Origin of the sequence: Dactylosporangium sp. CS-047395, assembly GCF_050942185.1 — a bacterium.
GTDB lineage: Bacteria > Actinomycetota > Actinomycetes > Mycobacteriales > Micromonosporaceae > Dactylosporangium.
On the sequence record NZ_CP192015.1, the window covers coordinates 4,883,168 to 4,895,725 of the forward strand.

Annotated in this window: 11 protein-coding genes; 8 read left to right on the forward strand and 3 right to left on the reverse strand. The window is 72.0% G+C overall.

The annotated features are described in order from the left end of the window. The first annotated feature begins 4 nt into the window (after window positions 1–4). From ACQP00_RS22925 to ACQP00_RS22950, 6 genes are read left to right on the forward strand one after another with little or no spacing between them, the layout of a single operon-like run. Window positions 5–1,018: an AI-2E family transporter gene (locus tag ACQP00_RS22925; RefSeq protein ID WP_433222237.1), complete on the forward strand. Its 1,014-nt coding sequence runs from the start codon at window positions 5–7 to the stop codon at window positions 1,016–1,018. Then, window positions 1,015–1,461, forward strand: coding sequence for an ATP-binding protein (locus ACQP00_RS22930; RefSeq protein WP_433222239.1), 447 nt, complete (start codon window positions 1,015–1,017; stop codon window positions 1,459–1,461). Before ACQP00_RS22925 ends, ACQP00_RS22930 begins: the two co-directional genes overlap by 4 nt. A gap of 35 nt (window positions 1,462–1,496) precedes the next feature. After that, window positions 1,497–3,296: a glycoside hydrolase family 15 protein gene (locus tag ACQP00_RS22935; protein ID WP_433222241.1), complete on the forward strand. Its 1,800-nt coding sequence runs from the start codon at window positions 1,497–1,499 to the stop codon at window positions 3,294–3,296. Window positions 3,297–3,350: 54 nt separating this feature from the next. After that, window positions 3,351–4,217, forward strand: coding sequence for a helix-turn-helix transcriptional regulator (locus ACQP00_RS22940; RefSeq protein WP_433222243.1), 867 nt, complete (start codon window positions 3,351–3,353; stop codon window positions 4,215–4,217). A gap of 22 nt (window positions 4,218–4,239) precedes the next feature. After that, entirely contained in the window at window positions 4,240–4,755 is a 516-nt protein-coding gene (locus ACQP00_RS22945; protein WP_433222245.1) for an Rv0361 family membrane protein, read from the forward strand. A gap of 33 nt (window positions 4,756–4,788) precedes the next feature. Continuing rightward, window positions 4,789–6,546 (forward strand): hypothetical protein, encoded by a 1,758-nt coding sequence (locus ACQP00_RS22950; RefSeq protein WP_433222247.1) that lies wholly within the window; start codon window positions 4,789–4,791, stop codon window positions 6,544–6,546. Here the strand turns inward: ACQP00_RS22950 and ACQP00_RS22955 are convergent. Together ACQP00_RS22955 and ACQP00_RS22960 are read right to left on the reverse strand one after the other, a co-directional pair. Further along, complete coding sequence (locus ACQP00_RS22955; protein WP_433222249.1) at window positions 6,518–7,681, reverse strand: sialidase family protein; 1,164 nt, start codon at window positions 7,679–7,681, stop codon at window positions 6,518–6,520. The genes ACQP00_RS22950 and ACQP00_RS22955 overlap by 29 nt on opposite strands. 68 nt (window positions 7,682–7,749) lie before the next feature. Beyond that, window positions 7,750–8,031: a hypothetical protein gene (locus ACQP00_RS22960; protein ID WP_433222251.1), complete on the reverse strand. Its 282-nt coding sequence runs from the start codon at window positions 8,029–8,031 to the stop codon at window positions 7,750–7,752. A 78-nt stretch (window positions 8,032–8,109) separates the two neighbouring features. Between ACQP00_RS22960 and ACQP00_RS22965 the strand changes: the two genes are divergently transcribed. Then, the gene (locus ACQP00_RS22965; RefSeq protein ID WP_433222252.1) at window positions 8,110–9,219 is read left to right on the forward strand and encodes a Vms1/Ankzf1 family peptidyl-tRNA hydrolase; all 1,110 of its coding nucleotides are present in this window, start codon (window positions 8,110–8,112) and stop codon (window positions 9,217–9,219) included. Between the two features lie 88 nt (window positions 9,220–9,307). Further along, window positions 9,308–10,777, forward strand: coding sequence for an MFS transporter (locus ACQP00_RS22970; protein ID WP_433222254.1), 1,470 nt, complete (start codon window positions 9,308–9,310; stop codon window positions 10,775–10,777). 43 nt (window positions 10,778–10,820) lie between these two features. On the opposite strand, the gene ACQP00_RS22975 is transcribed toward ACQP00_RS22970, so the two are convergent. Further along, window positions 10,821–12,473 (reverse strand): cellulase family glycosylhydrolase, encoded by a 1,653-nt coding sequence (locus ACQP00_RS22975; protein WP_433222256.1) that lies wholly within the window; start codon window positions 12,471–12,473, stop codon window positions 10,821–10,823. Window positions 12,474–12,558 lie beyond the last annotated feature (85 nt).

Sequence of the window (12,558 nt, forward strand, 5' to 3'; positions counted from 1 at the left end):
CCCGATGCTGCGCCTGCAGCGACTGGGGCGGGCGGGCTGGTCGGTGGCCGGCATCGTCGGCGGGGCCGCGCTGGCCGCCGTCGCCGTCGGCCTGCTGGTGCCGCTGCTCATGCCCCTGCTGCTCATGGTCGTCATCGCCGTCACCGTGCAGCCGCTGGTGGCCCGGCTGCGCCGGCTCGGGCTCAGGCCCGGTCCGGCCTCGCTGCTCGGTGCGCTCGCGGTGCCACTGGGCCTGGCCGCGGTGGCCGCGCTGCTCGTCTGGGTGGTGCTGCTGCAGGCATCGGAGTGGCGCCCGGCCCTGCTCGCGGCCGGGCACAAGCTGCACAGCGCGCTCGGGGCCGACCCGGTGCGCACTGTCCTGCAGTCGGAGGCGTGGCGCACCGCGCTGCTCGGGGCCGGCTCCGCGGTGTCGCAGGGCGTGATCGTGGCCGCCGAGGCCGCGATCGGGCTGCTGGTCGGCACCTACCTGCTGTACTACCTGCTGCGCGACGGTCCCCGGGTGGTCGCCGCGATCGAGCCGCACCTGCCCGAGTACCTCGACTTCACGCGGGCGGCGGTGCAGCTGCGGCGGTACATGGTGGGCACCGCCGTGGTCGCGGCCATGGACGCCGCCGTCATCACCTTCGGCGCGGCCGTGCTCGGGGTGCCGTTCCTGCTGACGATCGCCATCGTGACGTTCGTGGCGGCGTTCGTGCCCTACCTCGGGGCGTGGGTCTCGGCCATCTTCGCGGTGCTGCTCGCACTCGGCGCCGGCGGGGTCACCACCGCGGTGTGGATGGTCGTCATCGTGCTGATCACGCAGAACGTCCTGGAGGGCATCCTGCGCCCGCTCGTCTTCGGCCGCGCCCTCAACCTGCACCCGGTCGTGGTGCTCGCGGTGACCGTGCTCGGCGCCGCCGTGGGCGGGCTGTGCGGGGTGTTCCTCGCTCCGCCGCTGGCCGCCATCGCCCGATCGTGGTGGGTTGCCCGGCGCGCGCACGGTACGAGTGCCGCTCCGGCGGGTATGCCGTCCGAGTGACGACGCTGAGTGTTTCCCCGCCGCCGCCCGCGACGAGCGAGCTGCGCCGGTGGGTCATTACGAACGTACGCGAGTTGCAGGCACTGCGCGAGGCGCTGCTCGACACCCTGATGCAGCGCCGGCTCATCGTGACGCCGGCCCTGGACGACCGGGCCGACCGGGTGCTGCTGGTCGCCTCCGAGCTCGCGACCAACGCGCTCATCCACGGGCTGCCGCCCAGCGTGGTGCGGCTGCTGGAGGCCGACGACTGCTTCGTGCTCGACATCGCCGACCACGACATGCAGGCGCTGCCGGAGTTGCGTGACGTCGAGCCGTTCGACTCCGGCGGGCGCGGCCTGCACCTGGCCCGGCAGCTGTCGCTCGACGTCGGCTGGTACGCCACCACCGAGGCCAAGCACATCTGGGCGTCCTTCCCGGCGGTGACCGCGACCCCGAACGGGTGATGGCGCGGTCACCCGACGGCGTGACCCTCGGGGGTATGGATGACCATTACGCCTCCCCGATCGAGTGCCACGGCCTCATCGGTGACCTGCAGACCGCCGCCCTGGTCGCCCAGGACGGCTCGATCGACTGGTTCTGCGCGCCGCGCTTCGACTCGCCGAGCGTGTTCGCCGGGCTGCTCGATCCCGGCCGCGGCGGCCAGTGCCGGCTGCGCGCGGATCGCGACGACGCCGTGACCCGGCAGCTGTACCTGCCGGGCACGGCGATCCTCATCACGCGGACGATGACCCCCGAGGGCGTCGGCGAGGTGCTCGACTTCATGCCGGTCACCGGCGACGAGCCGACCGACCGGCACCGCATCGTGCGGATCATGCGCGTCGTGCGCGGCCGCGGCCGGTTCATCTTCGACTGCTCGCCCGCCTTCGACTACGCGCGGGCCGCGACCACGGTCGAGCTGCGCGGCCCGGGTGCCGTGTTCACCGGCGGGGGCCAGTCGCTCACCCTGCATCCGGTCGGCGGCGAGATGCTGGACCGCTTCGAGCGCATCGACGGCGGCGTCCGGCTGGTGCTCGACGCGTCCGAGGGCGCCGCCGGCGGGGTCATCCTCGAGACCGGGCCGGCCACGCAACCGCGCGCCGTCGCGATGGAGGAGCTCTGGCAGCTGTACGACCAGACGCGCGACTACTGGCGCTCGTGGGCGGCGCAGTCGAAGTACACCGGACGCTGGCGGGAACAGGTGGAGCGCTCGGCCATCACGTTGAAGCTGCTCACCCACGCCCCGACCGGTGCGCCGATCGCGGCCGCCACCGCCGGGCTGCCGGAGCTCGTCGGCGGCGAGCGCAACTGGGACTACCGCTACACCTGGATCCGCGACGGCTCGCTGGCCGTGCACGCCCTGGTCGGTCTGGGCTACGGCGGCGAGGCCGAGGCGTTCCTGAACTGGCTGCGCACCCGGATCACCTCCGGCCGGCCGCGCATCATGTACCGCGTCGACGGCGACGCCGACCTGCCCGAGCTCGACCTGCCGCACCTGTGCGGCTACCGGGACTCCCGCCCGGTGCGGATCGGCAACGACGCCAACGGGCAGCTGCAGCTCGACATCTTCGGCGAGGCGATGGACGCCGTGTACCGGGGCTACAGGTCCGGCCTGCGCCCGGCGTACGACGGCTGGGTCCGCCTCGCCGAGGGCATCGACTGGCTCTGCGGCGTCTGGGACCAGCCCGACGACGGCATCTGGGAGTCCCGCTCGGGCCGGCACGACAACACGTACGGCCGGGTCATGTGCTGGGTCGCCTTCGACCGCGCCATCCGGGTGGCCCGCGCGCTCGGCCTGCCCGCCGACCTCCCCTGCTGGACGGCGTCCCGCGACGCGGTCTACCAGCAGGTGATGACCCGCGGCTGGAACGAGGCGGCGCAGACCTTCACCCAGCACTACGACACCGACGTCGTGGACGCGGCCCTGCTCTACATGCCGATCGTCGGCTTCATCAGCCCCGAGGACCCGCGCTGGCGCTCGACCCTGCGCGCGATCGACGAGCATCTGGTTTCGGACAGCCTCGTGTACCGCTACGACCCCCTCAAGTCCCCGGACGGCCTGGCCGGCGCGGAGGGCACCTTCTCGATGTGCACCTTCTGGTACGTCGACGCGCTCACCCGCACCGGCCGGGTCGACGACGCTCAGCTCACGTTCGAGAAGATGCTCACGTACAGCAACCACGTCGGCCTCTACGCGGAGGAGATCGGCCCGACGGGCGAGCAGCTGGGCAACTTCCCGCAGGCGTTCTCCCACCTCGGCCTGATCAACGCGGCCATCCGCCTCGACAAGGCGCTGGGCTGACCCTGGGAATGCCGGTACCACCCTCAGCGGCCGCCGGCGGGGAAGAATGAGCCCATGCCCGCTTCCCCGGCCGAGTCCCAGGCTGAGCTCGGCGCCACCCTGCGGGCCTGGCGGGACCGGCTCACCCCGGCCGCGGTCGGGCTGCCCAGCGGCCGGGTCCGCCGCGCGCCGGGGCTGCGCCGCGAGGAGCTGGCCCAGCTCGCCGGGCTGTCGGTCGACTACGTCGTGCGCCTCGAACAGGGCCGCTCGACCACCCCGTCGCCGCAGGTGGTGGCGGCGCTGGCCCGCGCGCTGCAGCTCGGCGACGGCGAGCGCGACCACCTGTTCCGCCTGGCCGGCCTCGCCCCGCCCGCGGAGGGCGAGATTTCGGACCACATCACGCCGGGCCTGCACCGGGTGCTGAACCGGCTCGGCGACACCGCCGTGGCGCTGTTCGCCGCCGACTGGCAGCTGATCTGGTGGAACCGCTGCTGGGCGGCGCTGCTCGGGGACCCGTCGGCGGCCCCGGCCGAGCGGCGCAACTTCGCCCGGGCCACCTTCCCGGTCCACGGCGAGGCGCCGGCCCTGACCGACCGGGAGGTGCGCTCGAGCCGCCCGGACGCCGTGGCCGCCGCGATCGTGTCCGACCTGCGCCGGGCCACCGGCCGCTTCCCGCACAGCCGGCGCCTGCTGCGGCTGATCCGGACCCTCGAGGAGGGCAACGAGCGGTTCGCGGCGCTGTGGGCGGAGGGCGCGGTGGGCGCGCACCGGGAGGACCACAAGGTCATCCACCATCCGTCGATCGGCCGGATCGAGCTCGACTGCGACGTGGTGACCGAGGGCGACGCCGACCGGAAGATCGTCATCCTGACCGCGGCACCCGACTCGGAGGACGAGATCAAGCTGCGGCTGGCCCTCCTCGCGGACGCGGCGGCGGGCTGAGTCCGCGTATAGCATGTTGCCCGTGACGTACCCGGGGGGACCGACCGATCCGCACCAGCCCTACGGACAGCAGCCTTATCCGCCTGTTCCCTGGTCCACGGAGCCGCCGAACACCGGCAGCACGCAGAAGGGCCTGAAGGGCGCGCTCATCGCGATCGGGGCGCTGTTCGCGGTCATCGTGCTCGTCGTCGGCGGGTACTTCGCGTTCCAGAGGGTGTTCACCGATTCGCCCAGCGAGGTGGTCTCGGCCTACATCGACGAGGCGCGCAAGGACCACCCCGACCGGCTGAAGATCGCCGACATGCTGTGCCGGACCGAGGCCGACAAGCTGCGCAACCAGGTCGCCGGCGACGACGACTCGGACAACGACTCGCTCGTCGACTGGCACGTGACCGGCGAGAAGATCACCGGCGACACCGCGACCGTCACCACGGAGTACACCGTGAAGACGCTCGGCACCCAGACCAAGACCAGCAACCTCAGCCTGGCCCTGGTCAAGGAGGACCGGGAGTGGAAGATCTGCTCGTTCGCCGACTGATTCGACGCCACCCCGCCGGGTAGACCCGGCCGCATGCTTGCCACGATGCTCGGCCGGCGGCCATCGATCCCCGGCGAGGACCGCCGCCAGGGGGTGACGGTCGCCGCGCAGGCCCGGCCGGACCGGTGGTGGTTCGGGATGGGCCGGCCCACCAGCCCGATCGACGACGGCGCGAGCGCCCCGGACGGCGGGCGGGCGCAGACCACGCAGGGGTACGTGTGGGCGTTCACCGCCGACGAGGCCCAGCGGCACCTGTGGTGGGGCACCGCCTCCAACGCCACCGGCGGCGGGATGGCCACGCTGGCGTCCGAGTTCGCCGGGGCCGGGCTCGGGGTGCCGGTCCGGCCGTGGGACGACCCGGACAACGTCACCTGCGAGTTCGCCGAGTCCTTCAACGCCACGCACGGGGTGGGCCCCGCCGAGGGTGTCGCGGGCGATGTGGTGGCGGCGCAGATCTGGCAGTACGACATCGGCAGCGGCACGACCGTCGAGCGGACGCCGACCGAGGAGGAGTGTCCCGGCTTCGCGGGGCTGGCCGGGGTGCGGGCGGCCGGCTCGATCGGCGACGTGGTGCTGCTCGGCGGGATCGAGACCAGCCTGACGGCGGGCGCGCAGGCGGGCGGCACCGTGCTGCTGCTGGCCTATCACGTCGACGGGACGTTCCTGGGCTGGCGGCGCTTCGAGGACTGGGACAACATCAAGAACTTCGTCGTCGCCGGCGGGCAGCTCTACTTCGGCGTGGGGCTCGCCGGGGGAGCGGGCGGGAGCGTTCAGCGCTTCACCGGTACCGTCAAACACCCCTTCCGGTGCGAGGAGGTCGGGCGGCTCGGCAACCAGCCCAGCTACTTCACCGTCCACGAGAACCGGATCGTCACGGGCACCTGGCGGGCCACCGGCAGCACCGAGCCGGCCGGCGTCTATCTCAGCCCGCCGCTGCACGAGCTCGGCCCGAAGTCCGTGCACGGCTGGCGGCTGGTGTTCAGCGCGGCCCAGCTGTTCCCGGACCCGCTGACCGCCGACGCGATGGTGTCCTTCGCGGTCACCTCCTACGAGGGCTGGGTGTACGCCACGTTCGGCATCCCGTCGGTGGCGCCCGCGCTCACCCACCACCTCGCGGCGTACCCGGAGATCCCGCGCGGGACGGTGCCGGAGCTGGCGCTGGCGTACCTGCGCAGCTCGCCCGGCGGCGTGGTGTACCGGATCAAGGATCCCGGGGCCCTGAACCAGCAGGTCGAGCTGCTCTACGGCGAGCGGAGGTACTGGTGCTACGAGCCGGACACGGGGGAGTGGACGCAGCGGGACAACCTGCTGCACCAGGATCCGAAGTTCGGCGCGGGCGGCTTCGGCAACCGGTTCAACGACTACGTCGGCTGGGGCGCGGGCGTGTTCCGGGGCAAGCTGTACGTCGGTACGTTCAACACGGAGAAGGTGCTGCGGGACATCACGCTGAACCCGGAGACCGGCGTGCTCACCCAGGTGCTGGGACGGCCCGTGCCGGCCGTGGAGACCGCGCTGTGGCGGGAGCTGGCCGCGCGGCTGGTGTTCCGCGACCGCCGCACGGCCGGGCAGGTGTGGGTCTTCGACGACGCCGACAGTCCCGCCCGGCCGCTGACGACCACCGGGTTCAACAACGCGTGCAACTGGGGGATCCGGGGCGTCCTCCCGGTCGGGGACGAGCACCTGTTCTTCGGGACCAACCAGGGCTGGCAGTACCCGACCGAGCCGCGCGACGACCCGCCGCGCCGCGCGGGGTGGCAGGTGCTCAGTATTCGGACGCGGAGCTCTGCATGACCCAGAGGGAGCCGCCGTTGGGCGACATGCCGTTGCCCTCGGTGGTGCTCTTGGGCTTCGCGTTGTACGCCAGCGTGAAGTAGGTGCCGCTGGAGGTCTCGACGCTGGACGGGTTGGCCTGGTCCGACGAGCCGGAGTTGTAGATCAGCACCTTCTTCGGCGTGGAGGGCCACAGCGCGAGCGGGTTCTGGATGAGCACGCCGTAGGTCGGGCGGGCCGTCACCGCCTTGTCCCCGAACGTGAACAGCACCCGGTCGCCGCTCGGGCCCGAGACCTTGAGCAGGTGGTGGGAGCTCGCCCACACGCCGCTGAGCCACTGCACGTCGTAGTAGCTCCCGGTGCCGGTGAAGGTGTACGGGTTCCACTTCATGATCTTGACCGGCTGGCCGTTCGAGATCGGGTTGGTGGAAGAGTTGTTGTTCAGCTCCCGCCGGACGGCGGCGATGACGACGCCGCCGACCTGCACGAAGCTCGGCTCGGTGTACGTCTCGTAGAAGCCGTTCGCGTCGGGCGTGGTCGCGGTGGCGGCGAGCTGGAACGCGTCGGCGACGAGCAGCCGCGGGTCGGAGACCGGGCGCCAGGTGGCCCGGATGAACCACGCGCCGGTGTTGTTGTAGACCGGGATCAGCACCTGGCTGGTCTGGCCGCCCTGGTCGTCGAGGGCGAGCATGCCGCCGTGCGCGGCGAGCGCGCTGCCCTGGATCTGGGCGGGGACGGGCAGCTTCACCGGGTCGGTGAAGGTCGTCCAGCCCGGCTTCCAGACCGAGTAGTACACCCCGTCACTCGGCACGAAGAACGTCAGCACCACGCTGCCGTCGTGCATCTTGCCGAGCTTCGGGTCGCGCATGTCCTTGCCGGCCATGGTGGCCGGGTGGGCGAGCGCGGGGTGCGGCGCGTCCCAGGCCGTGCCGCTCTGGGCGCCGAAGGAGAGCTGGACCGTGCCGTCGGGGCCGGTGTGGCCCGTCGCGCGGTACCAGACGGCCATCAACCGGCCGTCGTCGAGCTTGACGATGTCGGGGAACCGGGCCTCGAACGAGCCGGGCTCCTGGTAGAGCTTCTGCAACTGGCTGACCGCGGCGGCCGGGGACGCGAGGAGTCCCACCACGACCGCCACGGAGGCCAGGACTGCGGCCATCCGTCGCATGGTGAACATGCTCGATATTCGTATTTGGAATATCGTTCCATGTCAACGGTGGCGGCGGTCTATTCGTCGGCGAAGTCGCCCGTCTCGGCCGCGGGGCCGCTGGCGTCGCTGGTGGAGCCCTGGGCCGGGGAGCGCATGCCGCCGGTCGTCGCGTCCCCGGTGGTCGTCGGGGCGGCGCCCGGGTTGGGGGCCCGGTGCGGGGCGCGGCCGGCACCGCCGGGGCCCGCGCTGGAGCCGGTCGTGGTGCGCACGCCGCCGGTCGTCGTCGGCCCGCCGTTGCGCCAGGTCTCGGCGGCGGCCTCCTCGTCGGCCTCGCGATCGGCCCGTTCCTCAGGTGACATGAGGTGTGCTTACCCCGGGCGCAAGCCACCTAACGCGTGAAACGGTTCTTTCCCGGCAAAGGGGGTAGTCGCGACGGCATGAACGTCTCCTTCCTGCGCCCGTTGTACGAGCGTCCCGGGCCGTGGGCGTCGGTCTACCTCGACGGGACGCGCAACAACGAAGACCCGGCCGGCACCGTGGAGCGGCGCTGGCGGGCGGCCCGCACGACCCTCGAACGGGCCCTGTGCGAACCGGAGAACCTCGACGCGCTCGAGCGCGCGCTGCTCGGGCACACGGAGGAGGACGGGCTGTACGGCCTGGCCGCCTTCGCCACCGACGGCGAGGTGGCGATGCTGCGGGTGCTGCCCGCGCCGCCGCGCCGGGACATCGCCGCGTACGGGCCGCTGCCGCACGCCATGCCGCTGCTCGCGCAGATGGGGGAGTCGATCCCGTACGTGCGGGTGCTCGTGGACCGCACCGGCGGCGACCTCGAGGCCGTGGACGCCGCCCAGCTCGTGCACTCCGAGCACGTGGAGGGGGCCGAGCAGTGGCCGCTGCACCGGGTCAAGCCGGGCGGGTGGTCGCAGCCGCGGTACCAGCGGGCGGCCCAGGTCACCTGGGAGCGCAACGCCGGGACGGTGGCCGCGGCGGTGGCCGATGCCGCGGAGCGCTGCGGGGCCGAGATCGTGCTGGTGGCCGGGGATCCGCAGGCCCGGCCGATGCTCATCGCGCAGCTGCCGGAGCACTGGCGGGGGCGGGTCGTGGAGACCAGCGGCACCACCGGCGAGGCCGTCCTCGAGGACGCCACGGTGCAGGCGATCGCGGATCGCGCCGCGGAGCGGGTGCGGGACGTCCTGGACCGCTACCAGAGCCAGCGGGGGCGGGGCGCCGCCGCGGGCGACGGGCTGCCGGCGGTGGTGACGGCCCTGCAGCGCGGGCAGGTCGGGACCGTGGTGCTCGTGGACGACCCGACCTCGAACGCGGAGCTGTGGATCGGGCCGGAACCGTCCCAGCTGTCCTTCGACCGGGCCGAGCTGCAGGCCATGGGTGTCCGTGACACCCGCCGGGTGCGGGCCGACGCGGCCCTCGTGCGGGCGATCGCGTGCTCGGACGCCGACCTGGTGTTCGCGGCGGGCGACGAGTTGCCGGTCGAAGGCGGCGTCGGGGCGCTCCTGCGGTACGCGGACGCGGGGACGCGCCGCCGCTGACGGGGTGTGATGTAAACCGCTGTTGACTTGGCCGTGGATCTCCGTCTACGGTCAAAGTCAACAGTCGTTTACATTATGAGAGGTACTCGTGACCACTACCGTCACGGAGTCGGTGCGCACCGGCCGGCATTCCAACAGCACCCTCGTGGTGCTGTTCCTGTCGCTGGGCGGCCTGGCGTTCGCGGTGCTGCAGTCGCTCGTCGCGCCCGCGCTGCCGATCATCGCGCAGGACCTGCACGCCTCGACGGGCGACATCAGCTGGATTCTCACCGCGTACCTGCTGTCGGCCTCGGTCCTCACGCCGATCCTGGGCCGCCTCGGCGACATGGTGGGCAAGCGCCGCGTGATGCTGGTGGTGCTGCTGATCCTGGCCGCGGGTACCCTCCTGGCCGCGCTCGCCCCGAACCTCGCCACCCTGATCGTGGCCCGCGCACTGCAGGGCGCGGCCGGCGCGATCATGCCGCTGTCGATCGGCATCGTCCGCGACGAGCTGCCCCGCGAGCGCGTCGGCGTCACCGTCGGCCTGCTCTCGGCCATCTTCGGCATCGGGGCCGGCGTCGGCATCGTCGCGGCCGGCCCGATCGTCGACCACCTGTCCTGGCACTGGCTGTTCTGGCTGCCGCTGGTGGTGGTCGGCATCGCGCTGCTCGGCGTGTTCTTCGGCGTCCCCGAGTCGCCGGTCCGCGCGCCCGGCCGCCTCGACGTGCTCGGCGCCGCGATCCTCTCGGTCTCCCTGGTGTCCCTGCTGCTGGCCATCTCCAAGGGCCGCGAGTGGGGCTGGACCAGCGGCTCGACCCTCGGCCTGCTGCTCGCCGGCGTCGTGCTGCTCGCCGTGTTCGTCGTGGTCGAACTGCGGGTCCGCGAGCCGCTGGTCGACATGCGGCTGATGGCCCTGCGCGGGGTGTGGGCGACCAACCTCGTCGCCCTCATCTTCGGTTTCGCGATGTTCGGCACGTTCGTGCTCGTGCCCACCCTGCTGGAGCTCCCGGCCGCGACCGGCTACGGCTTCGGCAAGTCGGTCTCCGAGGCGGGTCTGTTCCTGCTCCCGACGGTGCTCATGATGCTCGTGTTCGGCCCGCTCGCGGGGCTGCTCGACCGGCGCTTCGGCCCGAAGGTGCCGATGACGCTCGGCGCGATCGCGGTGACCGCGGCCTTCGCCCTGCCCGCGGTGGGCCACGGCGAGATCTGGCAGATCCTGGTCTCCGGCCTGTTCACCGGGGCCGGCATCGGCCTCGCGTTCGCCGCGATGTCCAACGCCATCATCGAGAGCGTCCCGGCGACCCATACGGGCGAGGCGGCGAGCGTCAACGCGATCGCCAGGACCATCGGATCCAGCATCGGTACGGCGGTGATCGCGGCCGTGATCGCCTCCAACACGACCGCCCGGGGCCTGCCGACCGACTCGGCGTTCACCAAGGGCTTCTGGCTCTGCACCGGGGTGGCCGTGATCGGCATCGTCGCCGCGCTGATCCTGCCCTCGGCCCGCCGCCGGCACGAACAGGCCGTGCGCGTCGGCGTCGAGGACCTGCCGGCGGATGCGGAGCGCTCGCTGACCTGAGTGGTGCGAGGGGGCCCGGCGCGACCGGGCCCCCTTTCGTGCGTTACGCGGTGCAGGTGAGCGTGGGCGTGGCGTTGGTGCCGCTCCACGTACCGGTGAAGCCGAAATCGGTCGACCCGTTGGCCGGGATGGTGCCGTTGTAGGCGGCGTTCGTCACCGTCACCGCGGAACCCGACGTGCTCAGGGTGCCGTTCCACAGCTGGGTGACCGTCTGGCCGTTCGCGAACGTCCACTTGACCGTCCACTTGGTGATGCCCGCGTTGCCGGCCTTCACCGTCACCGCGCCCTGGAACCCGCCCGGCGAGCCCGGCCACTGGCTGGTGACCGCGTAGGTCGCCGTGCACGCCCCACCGGCCGGCGGCGGCGAGGAACTGGTCGGCGGCTGCGAGCTGCGCGGCGGCTGCGAACTGGTCGGCGGGCGGGAGCTGACCGGCGGCTGCGAGGTCGGGCCGCCGCCGACCGGCGGGTTCAGGTAGGGGCCGATGATGTTCATCTTGGCCTGGTTGACGGTGTTCCAGTCGTCGCCGACGATGCCGCCGGTGTCGCCCGAGTCCGGGTTCCAGGACCAGTAGGTGAACGAGATCCCGTTGGTACCGGTGCCCATGTACGCCATCAGCTTGTTCAGCCACTGGGTGTCCAGCGGGTTCTGCAGCGTGCTGCCGAACTCGCCGACCAGGACCGGGGCGATGTTCTGCTTGTACAGGTAGCCCCAGAAGTGATCCCAGACGTCGGGCAGGTTGTTCGGGAAGTTGGGGTCGTTGAACCACGGCTGCCGGTCGTACACCGAGATGCCGTAGTCGTGCGCGGAGTACACCAGCCGGTTGGCCACGTTGAGCCGGACCGGGTAGGTGCCCGCCTTCGACAGGTTGCCACCCCACCAGTCGCACGCCATCGGGTCGTCGGGCACGTTGTCGTACGGGTTCGGCGAGCCGCCGTTGCCGTCGCAGCTGACCCCCTCGACGAAGATCAGCCAGTTCGAGTTCGTCCCGAGGATCGCGTTGCCGATCCGCTCGGCCGCGAGCCGCCAGTCCTTGGCGGTGTCGCCGCAGCCCCAGCAGGAGCCGGTCCCGTTGGGCTCGTTGCCCTCGGCGTGCGGCTCGTTGAACAGGTCGGCGCCGATCACCGTCGGGTTGTTCGCGTACCGCGACGCGAGGCTCTTCCAGTCGGCGATCTCACTCGCCTCGCTGGCCGCGGCGGTGTACCACAGCGCGGTCTGCCCGGCGGCGGTCGGCCGGTGCCGGTCGAGGATGATGCGCATCCCCTTGCCCCCGGCGTAGTTGACCACCTTGTCGAGAATCTGCAACGGCGACAGCCCGATGAGATCCGGGTTGGTGTCGGTGTTGATACTCGTGGCGGTCGCACCCGAGCGCAGCGAGTCCCCGGTGTACGGCACCCGGATCGTGTTGAACCCGAGCTGCGCCATGTGATCGATCTGCTGCGTCCAGCTGGCCGGCTTCCCCGCCCACAGCCCGTGGAAGGTGTGGTTGTCGGTCTCCATGCCGAACCAGTTGATCCCGGTGAGCCTGACCGTGGCCCCGGTCGAGTCGACAATCTTGTTACCGTTGGTATGCAGATACCCGGTCCCGGTACCGGCGGACGCGGTCCCCGCATTGAGCGTGACGGCGACGATCACGGTGGCCGCAGCGGCGACCAGCGCGACGGCCCCGCCGACGGCCCTTCTCGTTCTTGCTGTCATGGTGCGCATCGTGGCTCCGGCCCCACGCCCGCCGTCAATCCACACCCGCCGCACACCGCTTGCGACCTGCTTTTAGTACTGAAAG

What these genes read in the sequence shown, in the direction of transcription:
- ACQP00_RS22925 (WP_433222237.1), top strand. Translation starts at nt 5, where the DNA reads ATGCTGCGCCTGCAGCGACTGGGGCGGGCGGGCTGGTCGGTGGCCGGC.
- ACQP00_RS22965 (WP_433222252.1), top strand. Translation starts at nt 8,110, where the DNA reads ATGAACGTCTCCTTCCTGCGCCCGTTGTACGAGCGTCCCGGGCCGTGG.
- ACQP00_RS22935 (WP_433222241.1), top strand. Translation starts at nt 1,497, where the DNA reads ATGGATGACCATTACGCCTCCCCGATCGAGTGCCACGGCCTCATCGGT.
- ACQP00_RS22950 (WP_433222247.1), top strand. Translation starts at nt 4,789, where the DNA reads ATGCTTGCCACGATGCTCGGCCGGCGGCCATCGATCCCCGGCGAGGAC.
- ACQP00_RS22955 (WP_433222249.1), bottom strand. Translation starts at nt 7,681, where the DNA reads ATGGCCGCAGTCCTGGCCTCCGTGGCGGTCGTGGTGGGACTCCTCGCG.
- ACQP00_RS22960 (WP_433222251.1), bottom strand. Translation starts at nt 8,031, where the DNA reads ATGTCACCTGAGGAACGGGCCGATCGCGAGGCCGACGAGGAGGCCGCC.
- ACQP00_RS22975 (WP_433222256.1), bottom strand. Translation starts at nt 12,473, where the DNA reads ATGACAGCAAGAACGAGAAGGGCCGTCGGCGGGGCCGTCGCGCTGGTC.
- ACQP00_RS22940 (WP_433222243.1), top strand. Translation starts at nt 3,351, where the DNA reads ATGCCCGCTTCCCCGGCCGAGTCCCAGGCTGAGCTCGGCGCCACCCTG.